The sequence below is a fragment of the Selenomonas sp. ND2010 genome (genome assembly GCF_000702005.1).
Taxonomy (GTDB): domain Bacteria; phylum Bacillota; class Negativicutes; order Selenomonadales; family Selenomonadaceae; genus Selenomonas_A.
This window is the reverse complement of record NZ_JNKI01000010.1, coordinates 1-21,208: the sequence shown is the minus strand read 5'-3', so window position 1 is coordinate 21,208 and position 21,208 is coordinate 1. Positions and strand designations below refer to the sequence as shown.

Below are 21,208 nucleotides of genomic sequence, written 5' to 3'. Positions count from 1 at the left end.
ATTGACGATATATTATAGAGAATGTTTTATAGGAAAACGTGAAGATGCTTTGCTGGTAGAAACGATGAGATGACGGAAAGAAACAGCTCTGATTGATAGAATATGTACGGAAGCATAGGAGGTTACCGTTATGTTTTACGCTAAGGAAGCCGCAGGAGGCGAACAAAGGGGACTCTTTTTATCACGTCGGGAGAGACGGCAGCGTCAGGAGAAGAATTTACGGCGGAGCGTCCTGCTGTCCTTGACGATGGCAATGGGGCTGACACTTCCGCAACAGGCCGAAGCTTCGGAAATCATCACGAAAGACGGAGCGAATGTGGCGAGTGGTTCTGGCGTTCACAATATCTATGCGCAGGATATCAATGGGGATTTGGCTATCAGCCGCTATCAGAAATTCAATCTGACGGCTGGCGATATTGCCAATCTGTTTTTTCGCAAAAATGGCGGTGCGGATGTATCGACGCTCGCAAACTTTGTCAATGCAAAAATAGATATCAATGGTACGGTCAATGCCATTCGTGGCGGCAAGATCGGTGGTCATCTGTTGTTTTTGAGCCCGAATGGTATCGCTGTTGGTGCAAGTGGTGTCATCAATGCAGGGCAGTTTACCGGGCTGGTCATGAATAGTGAAGATTTCCGCAAGCTCTATGAAGGCGAGGCTGGCGGCATCACGTTGGATGCGATAAAAAATGCACCCTATAACAATGCGGGCAAGTTGACGGTTGACGGTCGTATCAATACAACGGAAGGCATTCTGTTAGGTGGTGGCATCATCAATATCGGCAGTGGTGCCAAACTGCAAAGCGTCAAGCAGATCGATTTTTCGTCGCTGGTAAATACTGGCAGCCATTCGGCAGGGCTGGGCGGTGACCTTACGGCAACTGTCACGGAAAGTGGCGATATTGTGCTTTCAGCCAAGACGGAATCAAAGGTTTCGGATAAAGATGGCGATAAGGCAAGACGCATCCGGTGGGGAGAGCGATCCACTGATCTTACGGCAGCAGTCACGGTAGATGGCAGCTTGGTGTCAGATAGCAGCGTTAAAATCTCGGCTGAGAGTACGAGCAGTATAGAAGACAGCACGCCCATGACCTTGACTGATACGATCAAGGGCATCGTGCTGGGCGAAAACGAAATGCTCAATAAATTGACGGATAAGTTGGCGGACAAAGAAGCGGCTGCCAATAAGTATCTCTATGTAAATTATTCCGGGAAATCGAATAAGACGAGTGTCAAAATCGGTGATACAGGCTCGATAACGGCGAAGAGCGTTGACATTGCGGCCAAGTCTGACGTCAAGATCAAGCAGTCGATTGCTGTGCCGAAAGCCGATATGAAAAAAGAGGCAGACAAGACCTCGGAGGAAAAGAAGAATACGGATAGCAGCGGCAGTACGGTGAATTCTGGTTCGAGCATGCCGGTAGTTGCTGTGGGTGTGACAAGGATCTATAATAATGCGGATATTGACGTGAAGGGGGCTATTGATGCGACGGGCAGCGATGGCATTAAAATCGCTGCCAAAGCTACTACGGATGCGAGCTTAGAAGTTACCGCCGGCGGCAGCAGTGCGAGTGTGGCAGCCGTAGGGGTTGGTGTGCTGACTGGGGATACAGATGCCAAGGTAGCACTATCCGGGGACAAAAACTTTACGGCAGTGAATGGCAAAGCGGTGATTTCGGCTGATACCGACAGCAAGACGGCAGTCTCCGTCAAGGCGGAGGGGCAGGACGCAAGCTATATCAGCACGACGGTTGGTGTCGTCAATTACGATACGGCGGCAACGACTGATATTGCCCGCAATATCACGGCTGGTGCTATCGACATCGCTGCAACGAATAAGATTTCCAAGAGCAAGCTTACGATTGATAATACGCTGGCGGTGCCGAAGTCTGATAAAAAGAAAGCGACAGCCAAGGCAACCGAGGAAGAAAAGGCTAAAGATGAGCAGGCGGCGCAGCAAGAAAAATCTGCGGAGCATCAGGCGACAAAATCGGATGCAGAGAAAAAGAGTGAAAGCAAATCGGCAGACCCCGAGAAGCTGGCCAAGGATTCGGCTGATAAGGCAGAGGGGGATAAGAGCAAGGATGCCAAGGCTGGCATGGATAAGTCCCTGAAATCGGTAAAAAATGGCACGGCGTTTGCGGCTGGTGTCAGCGTTGGCGTGGTTTCCAGCAACAATGACGCTTCGGTAAAGGTTGCAAAGGGCATCACGCTGAAGACGCAGACAGCGGGCGGTGACAATGCGCCGGATGGCGCATTGAATCTTGCTGCCAAGCAGACGCTGGCCGGTGAAGATGCGGATAGCTTCGCTTTAAAAGTCAAGAATAGCGGTTCGACGTCATCGAAAGTCAAGGTAGAAGCTGCCGTGCTCGTAAGCAGCATCAGCAATACCGCGAAAACCGTGCTGGCAAGTGACGAAACGCATAAAACGACACTGGATGCTTCGGGAGCATTGACGGCAAATGCAGCTATCGAAGCGGCAAAGTATGGCGAGGGTGACAGCGCGAAGGAAAGTGCTATGCGCTATCAGGCAGATGCTTCGACCAAATCGTCAGCTGAGAAAAAAGCATCGGTGGCAATTGACGGCACGGTAAGTGTCGATACCCTCAAGAACACGGCGAGTACGCTTATTGGCGAAGGGGCTTCTGTCAAAGGTTTGACGGTGACGCTGGGGGCTGGCGCTGCGACGAATGCTGCCGGTACTTATGGTGCAACCGATGAGAATGGCAATGTTGCCATTGGCGGCACGGTGGGGATTGAGCACGTGGACAGCCAGGGAATTCTGGCTGTCGGCCGCAAAGCGTCTATTGAAGCGCCTGTCATGACTATCCTTACGTCGAATAATGCGATCAATGTGGAAAATAAGGTCAAGAATGCCGGTAAGGGCGAAAAGGTCGGCATTTCGGGGATGTTGGCACTCAGTTATGGCGATGCCAATAGTCTCTTGTCATGGGATGATGAGGCAAGCCTCCAGTCCGGCAAATTGACCGCTCTTAGCAGCAACAGTGTGAGTGGCGATACGTCGGCACGCACGGAAAACAGTAGTCAGTATGCCTTTGGTCTGGGTGTTGGTATCAGCAATTTTACGGTAAATACCTTGGCTATGGTGGGGGATAATGGCAACGGTTTGACGGAGCCTGCCGCAGGCGATACCAATGAACAGCAGGCAGCAAAAGCCTTGTATCAGGGGGCTTCCTTAGTGCGCGCTGGATTAGGCGACGATGCGCAGCTTTTGGGAAATGCTACGAACGGCGGAGCGCGCGGGACTATTTCAGCTGGCAGCGTGTCAATCCATGCGATTTCGAGTGGCATGATGAAGGCTGATGGCAAAGCGGCGAAGAATTCGGAAAGCACAGCCAAGAACAAGGATGAGAAAAAGGACAGTGAAAAGTGGACGCTCTGGTCCAAGAAAGGCGAAACGGATAGTAAGGATGCTGCCAAGAAATCTTCGGAGCTCGAAGAAGATACTGTCGCAGCGAAAAACAATAAAACGACAGAAAAGAGTGCGCAGGATAAGACGGACGATGCACCAGCTCCGCCAGCGGACACAGCAACGGAGTCAGCCAACAAGGCTGCCAAAAAGGCAGATCCCGATGGCAGTGCGGCACCGGCGGCAGGCGATAAAGCATCCAAGCCCAGTACGAGCTTCGGACTTGAGGGAAGTGTTGCGCTCAATTTCCTCGATGGTGGTACGAATGCTTTGGTGGACCATGTCAATATTACGCTGGAGGGCGACGGAGTCTCGCATGCCTTGGCAATTTCGTCAAGCGATCTTGTGGGAGCCATGACAACAGCCGGTACGTCAGTCAAGAATTCGCTCAAACCGAATGGACAGCAGTCGGCCACTAAAGTGGGGATTGGCGGTACCTATGCGCTGACGGATACCGTGCGTGAAAATCGTTCGGTTATGCGGGACACAGTGGTAACGGGCGCTGATGAGATAAAGAATTCGGCTTCGCGGCTGGGAATCAACCTTGCAGCTGGTATGGGAGTTGCCTCTTCGGTAGGGAATGGCACGAATGTAGCGGTTGCCGGTGTCGTCTACCATAACGTGCTGGATATTGATTCGCGGGCGCTGTTCATCGATAATACGGTGACGGGTACGGGAAAAGATAAAGCCGTGTTGGAAAATACCGTTCAGTCGACAGACTTCCAGATTACGGGCGGTCTTGATCTCAACCGCGCAACTGGTGGCAATGGCACACAGGTTGGCGTGGGCGGCGCGGTAGCAATCAGTGATATCGATAACACGCTGGAAAGTGCTATGATCAGAGGCACAGTGTCTGATTTTTCAAAGGTTGACGTCACGGCGCAGAAAGGGACGACGCAGCTTACGGGAGCTGCTGCGGGAACGGCAGCGACGGGGGATAGCGGCTATTCGTTTGAAGGCGCTTTTGCCTATGGGGATATCGAAAATAGCACACGTGCGACGATGACGGATACGACGGTCAAAAATACAAATGCGGTAAATATAAAGGCTGGCGAAACCGGTAAAAAGAATACGTCAATCTTTGCGGATGCTGCTGAGTTTATCAAGGATAAATGGAAGGAAAGCACAGGAAACGATGGCAGTAAGAGTGAAGATGACGAGAATAAAAAACAGCTGGAAGATGCTGGCGTTGATACGACAGGGACAAGCTATGTGGATACGTCGACGGGGTCGGCTGCAGACGCGGAAAATACTGGCGCAGGTGCAGCTGCCGATGAGGAAAATGAGGCTAAGGCAGAACTGGGAAGCAATCGCAGTACGACCGTTACGGCAGCCATTGCCGGCGGCTGGGGGGGAAGTGCTGGTGCTGGTGTTGGCATTTCCTATAATCATGTTGATAATTTCATCACGTCCAAGGTAAGTGGTGCAACGATTACGGCTGATACGGTAAACGGCGAAGCGGCAAGTATGGGGAATATCCTTTCGGTAGGTGCCGGTGTGGCGATTGGCGGCAAGACGTTCAATGGTGCGGGGTCTGGCAGTTGGAACGATTTGCGGCAGGAAACCAAGGCCGTTATCGAAAATGCTGTGTTGACGGCTGGCGAAGTCAGTGCTAAGGCGCAAAATGACAGCAATGTTATGAGCATTGCTGGTGAAATCGCAGCCGGGAAAGGCATTGCCGCCGGGCTTACGCTCTCGTATAATGCGCTGAATAACACAACCGGAGCTTATTTGTACGGCAGCGAAGTAACAGGCGGAGCGGAAGGTACGGTTGTTACGCTGGATGCCAAAAATGACAGTCAGGCACTATCGATTGCCGGTGGTGTCAATGTCGTTGCTGGCAAGTCGGCAGCCTTTGCCGCCAATGGTGCGGTAGGACTTAATCGTGGCCGTGATAATACCGAAAGTGTCATTGACGGGAAGTCGTCAAACAAGAAGTTGACCAAGGTCAAGAATCTGTCGGTTACGGCTACGGATACGGCCAAAAAGACGACGGTTGCTGGCGGTATCATGGTCGGCGGTGCTAAAGTGGCTGTCGGCGGTGCGGTGGCCTATGCTGATTTGGGTAGCAGCTCGGATAAGGAGAAAGTGCGCGCTGAGATCCAGAATGCTGATATTGAGACAATAGCAGATAGCAAGATTACGGTCAAAGCCAGTGATACGTCAAAATTCGTGACGGTTGCCGGTGGTTTTGGCGTGCAATTTGGCAGCAATCCCTTCCATTTGCAGGGGGCAGCGGCTGTGACGGAAGCATCAAAAGATACCATAGCACGTCTGGCCGATACGAAGGTCAGCAAACTGGATGAGGATGGTGCTTCCCTTGAAGTGGCAGCAGACAGCAAGCACCAAGTGACGACGGTCGGTTCTGCCGCGGCTGTTGGTATCAGCACGCTAATCAATGCAGCCGTTGGTTTATCGATAAATAAACTGGACCAGGATACGACGGCTGAGATTTCCTCCTCTCCGCAAAAGACGATTCATGCCGGCAGGATATCGGTAACCGGCAGTGGGGATAGCGATATCCTGTCTATCGGTGCGGGGGCAGCGCCTAATGTCATGGGAGCTGCATCGATTGGCGGTTCCGCCAGCTATAACTATTTGTCCGATGATGTTACCGCTAAACTCGTGAATCCGGCTATTACGAGCACGAACAATGTTGGTGTCGTCGCGAAAAGCGATGAACGCCTGGCAAACTATGCCGGTGCGTTGGGATTGGCGGCTGGCGGTAACGTAGGTGTGGGTGCAGCCGTAGCCGTTAATGAGCTTTCGGGCAATACTACGGCCAAAATCGAAGGAGGCACGGTAACGGCGAAGGGGAGTGACGCAGCCGATGATGCGATTGCGGTACATGGCGGTATGGCAGATGATGCGTTGATTTCCGGTTTTGGTGATAGTTCCATGTGGAAAGCTTCGTCGCTTTTCCATGGACGTCAGCAGGGAAAAGCTGCCGGAATCGTCGTTGACAGTTCGGCCACGCATTCGATTGCATCGGCGCTGGCATCAGCTGGCATTGCGATTTCGGGCAGTGCTGGTGTGGGCCTTGCTGGTACGGTCAATGTCAATACTATCGGAGGCAGGACGGATGCGCAGGTCATCAATGCCGCATTGAACGATGGAAGCTCGTCGTATGGCGATGCTGCCGTAAAGGCTGCGGATTATACGAATCTTGGTTCGTTCACAGTCGGGGCCTCGATTGGCGGCGGTTTAGTGGGTGTGTCGGTCGGATCGGGTAGTACGTGGAATACGATTGACCGCAAGACGAAAGCGGAAGTCAAGTCATCGGCTGACAAGAAGGTACTCAAGGCACAGAAGCTTACGGTTGCAGCGGATTCGCAACAGGCGACGACGAATCTTACGATTGGAACTGCGATTGCGGGTGGTAAGGTAGCGGTATCCGCCGGAAACGGCACAGTACGCCATATCTTAAATGGTGAGACGACGGCAGCAATCGATAATATGACCGTTACGACAAATGGAGATACAAGGGTAAATGCTAGTCATGAGTCGCGAGAGTATGTGCGCAATATATCCGGAGCAATTTCGGGGGGCGTGGCTGCTGTTGGTGTCGGTGCGGGCATATCGCTGGTAACAGATGGTTCAACGGTATCGGCAATGGTAAAAGACAGCACGCTTACCAGTAATCGCGATGTTGATATTGCCGCCGAAAACCAGAGTGTTTTGAATACTGAGCTTTATAATGGCACGATTGCAGTGGGAATCGGTGCAGCGGTAGCCGGTGATGTTGCCATCAACAAAATAGAGAACAAGGTGACGGCAGCGGCACAAAACAGCACGATTACGGCGAGAAATATCGGTGTGGCAGCGAAGGATGAACTCTTTGCCAATACACTGGGGCTGGTATCGTCGGCAGGTCTCGTGGGAACTGGCGTCAGCGTGGTATTGAATACGTATAATACGGCCGTCAATGCCAATGTCGAAGGGAGCCGGCTGACGGCTGGCAATGATATTTCCGTGGCGGCAGAATCGGTACGGGATACTGGTGGTCAGGTAGCTGGCGTCAATGGTGGTGCTGGCCTTGGTGTTACGGTAAATGTCATTGCAACCTCACTCAATGAAGGCATTACGGATAATCAGCTTTCGCGGGCTGCTGATGAAAATGGCAACAGCATGGGAACCGATGCTGAAACGAAAAAAGCAATCACGAAGAGTGTAGACACCTCAAATGCTGTCGGAAAATTTGAAGGCGATGGCTTATTTGGCATGGATTCCACACAGAAAGAAAAGATGCTGACGCTACAGAATCAGACAATCGATACCAGTGTTGCCAGTAATCAGGGCGGTGTGCATGCCATAGCACAGCAGTCCTCTGTGCTTACGGCAGGAAATACGCTTTCGCTTACGGCTAAGGATAAGAATGATATCGATTCGGAAGGAATTTCGATATCGATGGCCGCTGGGGCTTCGGCAGCAGCTACCAGCAATATCATCAAGGCAAGACATGATACGGATGTAACAGTCAGTGGAGCAACATTGCTTGGCAGAAACATCACGCTGGCTGCCAATCAGGGCCAGAAACATGACGGCCTTGTATCGCATACGACGGCGGTAACGGCTGGTATGGCTGGCGTTGGCGTTGGTTACTCTGGTGTTGTGAACAAGGGCAGTACAGATGTGGTATTGTCTGGTGCTGCCATTGGTACGGAGGAAAACAAGGCTGGCACGATTACGATACTGGCGGATGATAGCAGCAAGGCAAGCGCTAAACTGCTGGGCGGCGGTGGCGGTGCCATAAACGTGTTGACGTCATTTTCAAATGTCGATGAAAGCAGCAATACTGGGATTACGTTCACGGGCACAAATAATTTGCAGGCAACGGGTGAAGTGCGCGCGGAAGCAAGTAAACAGGCAGCTCTCCTGGCAGATACGCAAGGAGTTGGCGCTGGCGGTGCGGCAGTAGCGGTGAACCATGCTACGATTGCGGATGCAGGAGCAGCTGCGATTGCGATAAATGGCAAGAATAATCATTTTTCCGGCAGTACTTTGACTTTTGCAGCGAACCAGCGTGACAGTGGCGTGGTAAATGCCGGCAATACGACGGTGTCCATCCTGGGAGTCAGCCGCATGCGTGGATTAGGCGATATGGATCTTACGGCTGATGTTACGGTTGATGGCGGTCTATTTGATGCGGACAATATTTACTTTGGCACGCAGGTTGGCAAGGCTGAGACAACGACTATCAAAACCGATGCGGTTGGACGCAATATTTCGGCTGTGGCTGTGGCACCTGACAGCGCAATTGCCAAGACGAAGGCAACCTCGAAGGTAACGGTCGCGAAAGAGGCAGAATTCAAGGAAACTGCAACGCTGACGCTTAGCAGCATGACGAATATGACGCGTGATGCGCATGTCAAAGATGTGACAGTTGGTGCGATTGCCGTCGGCAGCAGCCGTGCGGAAAGTGATGGCGAGGAACATGTCACGGCGACGTTGGAAGGGAAAGAAACAGCCAAGAAACTGAAGGCATTGACAATCCGTGCACAGGGGTCGGACGAGGGGCGTTCCTATGCACAGGCTGGCGGCGGCGGTATTGGCGGTTACATTGGTGCTAGTGCCAATAATAAGACAGACAGCACCGTGCGCGCTGAATTGAGTGGCGCCTGGAAGATCGATAATGTGCTCTCCCTTACGGCGGCACAAAAAGATGTCGGCAAGCTAACGGCTCATGAAGGCCATGGTGCCATTGTTGGCATGGGCGGAACGTTTGCCAAAAATGATATCAACAGCAAGGTGTATGCAGATGTCCGTGATGGCAGCAAGCTGCAGGCCGGCAGCGTATCGATTGGCACGGCCAATGCAGCGATGACGGCTGCCTATGATGGTGAGACCTACACGCTGCAGGATTATTTCGGCGGCGCGATTGCGGGAAACGTGCTCGAGAGTGATCTGCTGATCAACCAGACGGGCAAAGTCCTGATCGGGAAAAACGCCAAGATCGTGACGCGTGATGGGCAGCAGTATGTCGCCAGCACGGATAATGACCTTACGCAGCAATCCAATGCGAAGGGCGGCGGTGCAATTGCCGTGACAGTGGTGGATAACGAAGCTGTCGTTACGGCTGATAATACCATTACGGTCGAGGAAGGTGCTGTGCTCAGCAATGAGGAAGCGGCTCAGGAGGCCAGCCTTACGCTGTCTGCTTATGATAACGAAAAAGTGAACAATCAGGCCGAGGCGACTATTTATGCTGGTGTCGCTGCCGGTATGGGATCGACATCAAACGTTACGATGAATCGCACGAATACCGTGACGGTCAAGGGGCAGGTTTCCAGTGCCAAAGACGTCAATCTTTACGCTGGGGCAGATGCTCTCGGCAAGCGTTCGAATCTCAAAGTGGATTCGAAGGCGGCAGCTTATAACTACACTGTTATTCCCATCACGGTGCTTTCTGCTAAGACGGCGCTGAACGATAACAATACGGTAAATGTCACGGCAACAGGGCTCGTGCGTTCGACGCAGGATATCAATGCGACGGCTACGGGTGGCAATGAAGATGCTGCCAATAATGCGTCTAAGTTTTCGTGGGTCAATGGCGGCAGCACGACGAGCATGGACTTCTTGTCCTCCATTGACCAAAAGGGCAAACCGGAATCCATGAAGCACAATGTAGTGAAAGTGGATGGCACGCTGCTGGCCGGTACGGCTGCGCCTATCAACATCACGATAAGAGGACAAGCTGTTCCTGGACTGAGCAATGGGCTTGTCATCGATACGGATGACAATGATGTAAACAGACGGGTACGTCAGGGGATAAAGACTGGTGATTTTGACTATGCCAATGCGTTGGGTGCGCGTTTGGTGGAACTGAATAATCTTATCTCTGCGTATAGCAGTGGCGATACAACGGCGCTGGCTGGTTATATCCAGGAACGTGATATGATCCAGGAGAAGATGAAGGCACTCAACCTTTATAGTGAAGAAACGGTAGAGGGCGGATATACAGTAGGAAATTATCTGGTTTCGGGACAGCCGGTAAGCTATGTTGAAATTCCTGCCATAAAAGTCAGTGGCGGCAATATCAATGTCAAGGCCAATTATCTGGCGGGTACCGGCAGCCTTAGAGCCAACAGCGCGCCTCAGGTAAGTATCACGAATAATTCCAATGCCTATTTGAAGCTCAATGATATCATCATGGGAGAAGAAGGAGGCAAGATTTCCTTTAATGATACGGTGGTACCGGTAGCAACGCTGGCAGCTGCCAATCAGGCTATCAATACGATCAATAAAGAAAGTGGTACTTTCCAGACGGCTAACTTTGCTCAAATCTATGGAACGATCAGTGGTACGGGAGCACCGCTTTCAATCCAGAATACGTATTCCGGTGGTGCGATTACGACGCTGACGCCGGAACAACAGCAGGAATTGCAGCAAAAGCTTGCGGAAGAGAGACAGAAGGATCCTTCCATCGATGTCACAGAACAGGCGGAAAAATATCAGCAGGAACTGGCAAAGGGAATCTTTATGGTCAACGATGTGGAAGTTGCCGGTAAACTCGAAAATGCGCTTGGGGAAGTGATCATCAATAATACGGCTGGCGATATCATCATCGATGGTGGTACGCAGGAGAAACCGACGGGCATTCACGGTACGACCGTGCGCCTGACTGCTAAGGGAAGCATCAATCAGGGCTATACGGATGGTATTGTCCACATCAACGGGAACCCGGAAAACTATTTGGCCGAAGCAGCGGAAAACTTGAAAAAACAGGTTCAGCTGGATATAGAGGCAGAGAACAGTGTGGCAAGTGCGCGTGCTGAGAATCCGCAGTCGACGCAGGATAATGCGGCCAGTGGGTATATCGCCGGTAAAGATGTTTATATCGCTGCCGAGTATATCAATGTCAATGGCACAATCCAGAGTGGCTATAAGGATTACAAGGCTGAATTGTCGGCAGCTGATGTCGCAGCTGCTAAACAGCAGCCGCGTGATCGGGCTGTGACTGTGCAAAACCGGACGATGTATAAGGTAAATGACGGCGGGCAGAAATATGATGCGGATGCGCAGGCTTTTTACTATGAAGTGCCAGTTTATTATGATCCGCTGACCAATCACCTGATTGTGGAAGATATCAATACCCAGGGCGGCAAAGTTTATCTGACGGGCCGCATTGCAAGCACGGGCAACGGAAAGATTATCGTTTCCGATGGTGCGGCTGATATTTCGGTCCTTAATCATTCGGATATATCCATGGATGTTGGTCAGGTCATAAATAACATTCGCAGTGGCAGTATTACGATTGCCGATACGGCTAAGGATACCTGGACGGAATACAGCAATGGCAGAACGCGCAGCATCACGGGATATGCCAATTATCTAAAGACGCATAAGGACAGCAGTGATCTGTATGGGGATGCCTTGGTAATAACGGCGGCTGATCAGGTACTGAGCGATAATCATAATCTTGTGTATGATGTCGTAGGGCAGCAGTATGGCTGGACGACTGGCAACGCTACCGTATCGAAGACTACTTATCAGACGGATACGTCCAAATGCTGGTGGGGCGCTTATACATCTTATACCGACCAGGAATCCATCAAAGGACAGGAAACGGAATCGCATAAGATATCTTCGGCAGATGCACAGCGTTATAATCTGCCAGAGGGGGCTTATCTCAGCAATGTTGGTGGTACAGAATCGGGGTTGAATCTGCGGGCTGCCAGCAAGAAAGTTTCCGAGAGCCGTGATAATATCCAATCTTGGGTGGAAAAATCCGGCCTCTTTGGCTGGCGTCGCCATTACTATACCCGTTGGGATAAGACTACGGGGTCAATCCAGACATACCAGTACTCGATTGATGCCGGCAAGCAGATTTCCTTGGGTCTTCTGGGGACGAAAGACGGCAGCATTACCTTGAAGAACGATCAGACGACCGGCGGCGATATGAATCTGCTTGGCAAGATCCAGAGTGCGACGAATCTGGCGCCAATCACGATTAATGCCAACGGAGGTTCCATTAAGCAGGCAGGGGATACCAGCATCTATACGGAAAATCTGAGTCTGGCGGCTCATGGCGATATTGCAGGCATCAATGTGACGACGCTGGGCAAAGTCACGGCGAGAAATGATGCTGGCAAGGCAACGACGGTAGCAGATATGCTGAACTTGTCTGCGCAATCCAATGGCAAGGGCAATATTGATATAACCGTACATGGTGGTCAGCTTGAGGGCTTGAATCTTGCTGGTAATGTAAAGGTTGAAAAATTGGCCAGCCTGGATGGGGATACGTTTGCGCAGGATGCACCGCTGGGGCTCGTTTCCTTGCAGGCGCAGGGAGATATCACGCAGTCGGGAACGACGACGGCATTTTATGGCCGCGGTATCTCGCTTGTCAGTGAGAATGGGAGCCTGGGGACAGCTGCTCAGCCGTTGACACTGGCGGCGTCGGATTTCCTGTATGGGACGAATCCATACAGCACGGCGGTCAATGCTTCGGCAGCTGGCTCGGTCTATTTGACGGAAAGTGTTGCCGGTGGCGACTTCATGGTTGGCAAGATCACGGCGAAAACCGGTGATGTGGTCCTCACTGCTGAGGGGGGCGGCTTTGTCGATATGTTGCCGACTGAGGCGACAGAGAAAGATGATAGTACGGATGAACTCGTAAAACGCTGGATTGATGCCGGCCTTATTGATGGTGAGAAAAATCCGGACGGAAGTTATAAATACAAAGGCGCTTACATCGAGCAGCTCGAAAAAGATGTGGTAAGCTATCGGACAGAGGTCGAAAATGCCTATGCGTCCTATGCAACGGATAAAGAAAAATTGCAACAGGAGTATGACAGTCAGTTGACTGCAGCGCAGGCCATCTACCAGAGTGCAGATTATCAAAATTATCTTTCCTTAAAAGCAAAATACGACGCGATGTCGGTGGAACAGCTGGCAGCACTTATAAAATCCGGCGATAAGGCGTATGCGGATTATGCCGTTCAGTTTGGCAAGTACCATAGCTATGATGGTTATGCGACGGCTGATGCCTTCATGAAGGACAGCACGCTGGCTAGATACCAGAAGTATGCGACGGCAGAAGAATTCCTGGCTCATGATATGGTTTATCAGTCCTTGCGTACTCAGGCAGAGCAGCCGAAGTTCCGTTGGACGAAAGATATGATGCTCTATGCCGTAGCAGACAATTTGGTCAATGGTACGGGTGGCAGCGTAGCGGAAAAAGCTGCCAATATCGTTGGGGATAAGGTAACGCTTACGGCGTATAGCGGCATCGGTAAGAATGAAGCAAATGCCACCATCATCAAGGTAGAAGACATCGCAAAGGATTATGCGAAACTGCGGACGCTGCTTCGGTCCAACGCCTCGGATGTGTCGGTAATCAAGGATGACGATGGGAATATTACGGCCTTTTCGGTCAAAGCCGCTATTCCGTTAGGGGTTTATGCAAAAGGAGAATTGAATGTCAAGGCGGCTGGCAATACCTTCGTGTCAGGGCGCACAAATGACCAGGGCAATTACTCGGCTATGCAGCTTGGAAAAGTGGATACTGGTACGGGAAATCTGCGCCTGGCAGCTGCTCAGAGTATCTGGGGCAGGTTGGATGCGCCGGACGCTCATATCATCGCGGGAAATCTCGAGCTTTCGGCTATTGCTGGCGATGAAGTGCCGACTGTCAGCATCGGCAAAGCAGATAATCCGCTTACCGTAAAGCTTTCTGGTGATTTAGTGTCGGCCAAAGCTGATAAGGACATCTATATTAAGAATATGGATAGCCAAAAGGAATTGACTTTGGGGGCTATGTATGCTGCGGATACGATTTCGTTGTCATCACCAGCCGGCTACCTCATGAGCGATGCCAATAGTGAAATTGCGGAATCGTATATCAATGCAGGTAAGACATTGGTGTTGGCAAATGATGATGGAATCATTGGTACGGCCGTACAACCATTGCGGATCCTGAATAACCGTGCAGTGGTAAACCTTACGGCATCGGATGCCTATATCAAGGGGATGAATAATTCTGAGATTACAGATGGTACGCTTACGTTAGGCAATATTGATGTAATCAATCACTTGGGTGCAGAGAGTCAAGGCCATCTATTCGTGGGTCAAGATGAAAAAAATGGTCATATTACGGCTGGCAAAGAAGTATCACTCACTGCTGCCAAGGATATAGAGTTAAATGGGTGGATTACGCTTCCCGAGGATCATTCGGATGATTTGCCGCCCAGTGATGGGTATTGGAGTACGATTAACCATGTGCTGAAGTTCCATGCTGGCGGCAGTGTTGTGCAAAATATCGGCAGCATAAGCAGCACAAGTGTAGGGGCTATGGTTGGGGGCAGTGTTGATTTACAGAGTCCCAATAATAGTTTCGGCATTTTTGAGGCAATAGCTAGAACAGGACAGCCGGTCATCAATGGCGATATTTTGTTGCAGACGAGCGAAAATACTACGAGTGTTGGTATTGAGAATCCTGTAAATGGTACGATCGATGTAAATGTTCGGGACGGGAATTTGATGCTTTACGGCAATTTACAGGCGAATGGAAGGGATGGTGCAGAAGGCAATATCAGTCTGTCGGCTGCTGCTATACTGGGATTAGGTACCTTGAAAGCGGCAGATGATATTTTCGTTTTTAGCCAGGATGGACTGGTTATTGCTGATTTATCAGAAAAGGGTTATACGCTTGATGCGGGTAGAGACGTTCGATTGGCGACTTTGGATACAACGTTGGCGATTTTTGGAGATATTCACGCGGGGCGTGATATTAGCGCCTATGTTATGGCTGATGACATCAATCCAGTGGATTTGAAAGTTGGTTCTCTTTCGGATATGACGAAAATCGAAGCCGGTGGAGATGTCAGCTTTATGATTGAACGTGCTGCTGACGAGCGTGAGGCTGTTGGTAATATTACGTTACAGGCGAGGGTGCTTTCTGAGACAGGCTCGGTAGATGTTAAAACTGATGTTGGGGAAATTGCTGTTAGTGGAAATATCAAGGCACAGAAGGATATTGAACTAACGGCAAATAACGGCAGCGTCATGGTTTATGATCGGCTGAATTCTGTCACAGGGGATATTTATGCGAGTACGAAAAAAGGTAATATAGTTTTGGGAGATGCTACCAATGATGATGATGCGGTAGTGGCGTATAAGGATGTCAGTATTGAGACGCCGGATGGTGTTATGTACATCAATGGTAAGACCGAAGCACAAAATGGCAATGTATCGCTGATGGCCGGACGTGATGTGTATACCAGTGGTGAAGAGGATAGTGTCTTTGTCATCAATAATCAGGGCAAAGTTGTTGCTGGTGGCTCGTTAACGTTGAAGGGAAGAAATGGTGATATATTTGTTACCGATGATTTAATAGCCAAGACAGGTTTTGTTGCTGATATTGAAGGGCAGGGAGCAATTAACTTCGGTAAAGATGTCGTAGTTACGGGCGATGTCCTTGGAACGACGGAAAGCGGGGATATCACGATTTGCAAGAATATTGTATCAAGGCAAGGAGATATAACGCTTTATACCAATAATGGTGATATTTCTGTACTGGATACGGTTCAGGCTATCCAGGGGGATGTCAGCATCGTGTCGCAACAGGGCAATCTTACGATGGGGGTCAACGACCGCGATGGTTTGGGGATTATCGCAAATGATAATATTGTGTTGGATGCTATGGCAGGTTACATCAATATACTGGGGACGGTCCAGGCTAAAGAAGGGGTACTGAACCTTCATGCTGCTTTGCCAGCAGGAGAATATCAGGAAGGCGAAGATAGCTCCAGCTTGCTTGTCGCTGGTTTCGGTAAGATCATTTCTGGCGATGATATGCTATTGCATCTGGAAAATGGTGATATGTTTGTCACGGACAGTATTCAGGTAGGAAAGAATTTGACCATAGATGTCGATAAATCTGGCGGTTTGTATTTCTGTGATAATGTAGTGGTTAATGGCAATTTGCTGGCAACGACAGAAGTGGGCGATATTGATGTGGTAGAACATGTCAGCGCCAAGGGAAATGTTGACCTGCAAACGGAAAATGGCTATATAAGAGTAGGCAAGACGTTGGGTTCGGTAACAGGAGATGTATCGCTTGTTGCTGGGACGGGGAATATCATAATCGGTATATCCGATAAATTGCGGCAAAATCTCTATGCCACCACCGGAAGTGTGGAGGTTCATACGGGCAAAGGCGATATCATTATCGGCGATAATGGTTCTACGGTTGATACGATTTTTGCCAAACAGAACATCGGCCTTCGGTCTGATAGTGGTGCTGTGAAGGTATATGGACGCACGGTAACCGATGAAGGCGATATCTCGATGGCAGCTGCGTCTGATATGTATACGGCTGGTATTTCTGGTATGAATATTATTATTGCGCAGAATGGAGCCCTGGAATCAGGCAGGGATTTGGATATTGAAGCGACGAATGGCGATATCCATATTACCGACAAGATTCATGCAGAACGGGATTTGAATGTAACCATTAAAAAACAGGGAAGTATTTATTTTGACACAGATGTAGAGTCTAACGGTGGTTTTGCCCTGACCGTGGACAATGGTGGTATCGATGTAGGCCGGAATATCAAGGCTGTGGAAGATGTAAATCTACATTCTGGTAATGGTTCGATTCGAGTCGGAAGTACTATTGAATCGTCAGCTGGGGATGTTTTGATCCGTGCAGGTGTGGGCGATATTGATATCGGTGATAATGGCCCGGATGTAAATACGATATATGCGAAAGGAAATGTAGAAGTCACTACGGGACTGGGGGCGATTGATGTACATGGCCGGACAATGGCAGATACGGGCAATGTCGAAATGGCGACAGCAGCTGCTGAATATACGGAAGGCAGTACGTCTTTCCATATCGATCAGAACGGACAGCTTATTGCCGGAAAAGATATCGATTTGACAATGACCAATGGGGACCTGCATGTTTCGGATCTCTTGCATTCCGGACAGGATATCAAGGCTGAGGTCAAGCAGCAGGGCAATATGTATTTTGATACCGATGTTGTGGCAAATCGCGATATTGATTTAACGGTTGATAAGGGAATCCTCAATGTTGGCAGGAATCTGACGTCTGGTAATGATATCAATATGAGCGTTCAAGAGGGAACCCTTCGTGTTGGTGCAGTGGTTGCTGCCAACAAGCAGGCCAAACTGCAGGTAGAAGATGGCGTGATAGATATCGGTGAGGCGGTAAGGTCGACAGATGGTGATATCTGGTTGACGACGACGACTGGTGATATCCGTGTGGGCTCTCATGCGGATGCGAAGGAAAATTTAAAGACCGATACCGGTTCAATCTATGTTCATGCCGGCAGCGGCAACATCGATATCGGTAACAGTGGCCCGAAGGTGGCAACGATATCGTCGGCAAAAGATGTTGACTTGCAAACACTGGCTGGTACCATTACCGTCCATGGCAAGACAAGTGCAGGCAATGACGTACGGGTAGATGTCAAATCGGAAACCTATACAGCAGGTGAAGATGGCCGGAATTTGTTGTTCGATCAAAATGGGCAGCTGCTTTCCGGGCAGGCGATGACCATTACCACGAACAATGGCGATATACATGTAACAGATCGGCTTCAGGCCGGGACGGACCTGTTGGCAGCAGCCAAGGAGCAGGGAAGTATCTACTTTGATACCGATGTTGCGGTCAATCGTCAATTGACAATTACGGCTGATCACGGGAATATCGAAATCGGTCGCGATGTCACAGCTGGCAGTGATGTGAACATGCTGGTTAAAGATGGGAATATTATAGTAGGCAGAACGATTACGTCAGATGCTGGTGATGTCTTGCTTACGGTGAAGAAAGGAGATGTGCAGGTAGGCACGGGTGTGCAAGCTAAGGAAAATATCAAGGCAACGATGGGAAATGCTGTGATTCGTGCGGAAAATGGCAATATCGATGTTGGCAACAATGGCGCAGGTGTCAATACTATTGTGGCCGGAACCGATGTCGATATGAAGGCTTACGGCAATATTTTGGTACATGGCAAGACGCTGGCCGGAGGCGATGTCGATATGAAAGCCGTATCGGAAGCTTATCAAGCTGGCGAAGACGGCAGGAATTTCATCATTGATCAAAATGGCGAGATTGAAAGCGGCAAGAACCTTACGGTAATAACGCAAAATGGCGATATGCATGTGTCGGATAGACTGCACGCAGGTGAGACGCTTACCGCCAAGACTGAAGCACAGGGAGATATCTTCTTTGACAGTGATGTGGAAGCAGATAAAGACCTTATGTTGTATACGGAAAATGGCTCCATTGAAATTGGCAAGACCGTTTCGTCGAAAGATGGTAATATCCATGTAGAAACCCAGGTCGGCGATATCCGTATCGGCAAAAATGAGAAAACGGAGCATACCGTCTACGCTGCAAATGGCAGTATTTATGCTGCGACTGGTGTTGGCAGTATCGATATTGGCAATAACGGCGTTGATGTCGATACCATCACGGCGGCCAAAGATATCGAAATGTCTGCCGATATTGGCGCAATAAAAGTGCATGGCAAGACTTCGGCCAATGGCAATATTACCTTGGCTGCAGCGTCGGAATCTTATACGATGGGGGAGGATGGTAAGAACTTTATCATCGATCAAAATGGTAAGTTGATTTCTGGTTTGGCAACGTCAATTACGACGCAAAATGGCGATATGCATGTATCGGATCGGGTGCAGGCTGGTACGGATCTTACGGCGAATGCTCTCGGACAGGGTGGTGTGTATTTCGACACCGATGTGGCTGCTAACCGTAATTTGAATCTCTATGCAGAAAATGGTGATATCGTTATCGGTAAGACCGTTTCCTCTGCTATCGGTGATATCAATATGGAAACGCTTAATGGTGATATCCGTATTGGTAAGAATGAGAAGACCATGCAGACACTTTATGCAAAATCCGGTAATATTACAGGTGTGACCGGTGTAGGCAGCATCTTGATCGGCGATAATGGTCCGGATGTCGATACGATAACGGCGAATAAGGATATTGCACTTACGGCAGGTATCGGAAATGCCTATATTTACGGCAAGACACATGCGGTTACGGGAAATGCTGTTATCCGGGCAGCTTCATCCAGCTATGATGAAAAAGCCCAAAATATCATTCTGGATCAGCATGGCAGGCTCATTGCCGGTCAGGATGTGGATTTGCAAACCGTAAACGGTGATTTGCGGGTTACGGATCGATTGGAGGCAGGTTCTGGTCTGATCGTAGCAACAGAAAACCAGGGCAACATCAGTTTCGATATTGCGGCTGATGTTGCGGGAGATATCGTTGCGCATACCGATACGGGCAATATCACGATTGAGAAGGGAACAGCTGGTGGCAATATTGTATTGTCCAGTGCTGTTGAAGGCGAGATTCATGCTGGTGACTTAAAGGCTGACGAGATTGTTTATGTGCAGCTCAAGAAAGGTGATTTGTATCTGGATATGGCACAAGGGAAAGGAGTCCTGTTGCTGCAGGGCGATAATACGGAAGCCTCGCATATCGGTACGATTGAAGCTGCGGCTAATTCTGGTGCAGAGCCGGATGTAATGCTGAGTGGTAATTATATCGATGTCGATTCGGTGGCAAAAAGTGCTGGCAACGGAGCATTGCATATGAACTTTGCTGGCAGCGAAGATAAGCTCATTGCGGGCAATGTCCGCGTGGGTGATGTGCGTTCGGATACTGGTACCTATACAGATAATCTTTGGGTAGCAGGAACTGGTGAGATCCATGTCGGCCAGGGGGATTACTCCGTTCGGGATGCCTTGGTATATGATAAGCTCCATATTGATAATCCGCGTACGAGCATGGCAATTTACGGCCGTACGCCGACGCACGATGGAGAACGGGTCGTTTATTGGAACAACTCTGGCTGGGCAAACAGCAAAACGCGTACTTACGGATTGTCCGCTGATGGCACAATCAGCACGAAGGGTGCAATACTCATTCGGAAGGCACAAGGCTCGCGGCTCCATGGCGATACGTTGAGTGTAGTCGATATGATGGAAGAGCGTTTGACACTTCCAGGCTTCTATCAGGAGCCAATGCCGGATATCAATCGGTTCATGCAGGCAAAACAGATAGGAAAACTGATTTATCAGTATGGGATTTCAGGCTATGATGCCCAGGAGAGAAAGCCGTTGATTACCGTTGATACGGAAACAAACGACTTAGCAGAAGGAGGGGAAAACACATAAAAGATATTCCGAAGCGGAACGATGCTGTATCAAGAAAGGGAGATAGCAAAGAATAGAATGGTGAGGCGCTGAAAAGCGTCTCACTATTTTTTTGCAAAAAGTGTTGACAAAAGATAAAAGAGCGTGTATCATAGTACAAGTCGCTGAGAGATACGGCGGGAACAAAAACGACACCAAGCCTTGATTGGCAAGTGGTTGTGGCTGTTTTCACCAAAATGCTTCAAAAAAAGAATTTAAAAAAGTTCTTGACAGAAACAAATCGATGCGATATAATAAATGAGTCGCTGAAATGAGCGACAGAGATTGTTCTCTGAAAACTAAACAATGTAAAATGAAATCATGCAACATGATTTAAGCCAGATGTTAAGATGAAACTTCGGTTTCATAAATAAAACATCGATTGGTATGAACAACATAGCAATCGGCAATTTCTTTTAAAGATAATTGAGAGCTTGATTGAGTTCTTCAATATAATTTATTGGAGAGTTTGATCCTGGCTCAGGACGAACGCTGGCGGCGTGCTTAACACATGCAAGTCGAACGAGGTGATTGAAAGCTTGCTTTTGAGAACCGAGTGGCAAACGGGTGAGTAACGCG

1 protein-coding gene and 1 rRNA gene are annotated in these 21,208 nt (G+C 49.7%); both read left to right on the top strand.

Going from position 1 to position 21,208, the window contains the following annotated elements:
- Positions 1 to 130 precede the first annotated feature (130 nt).
- Positions 131 to 20,611 (top strand): leukotoxin LktA family filamentous adhesin, encoded by a 20,481-nt coding sequence (locus T504_RS0104870; RefSeq protein ID WP_033169946.1) that lies wholly within the window; start codon positions 131 to 133, stop codon positions 20,609 to 20,611.
- Between the two features lie 475 nt (positions 20,612 to 21,086).
- A 16S ribosomal RNA gene (locus tag T504_RS0104865) occupies positions 21,087 to 21,208 on the top strand; the annotation flags it as partial.

Coding starts and splice junctions, on each gene's coding strand:
- T504_RS0104870 (WP_033169946.1), top strand. CDS start 131: ATGTTTTACGCTAAGGAAGCCGCAGGAGGCGAACAAAGGGGACTCTTT.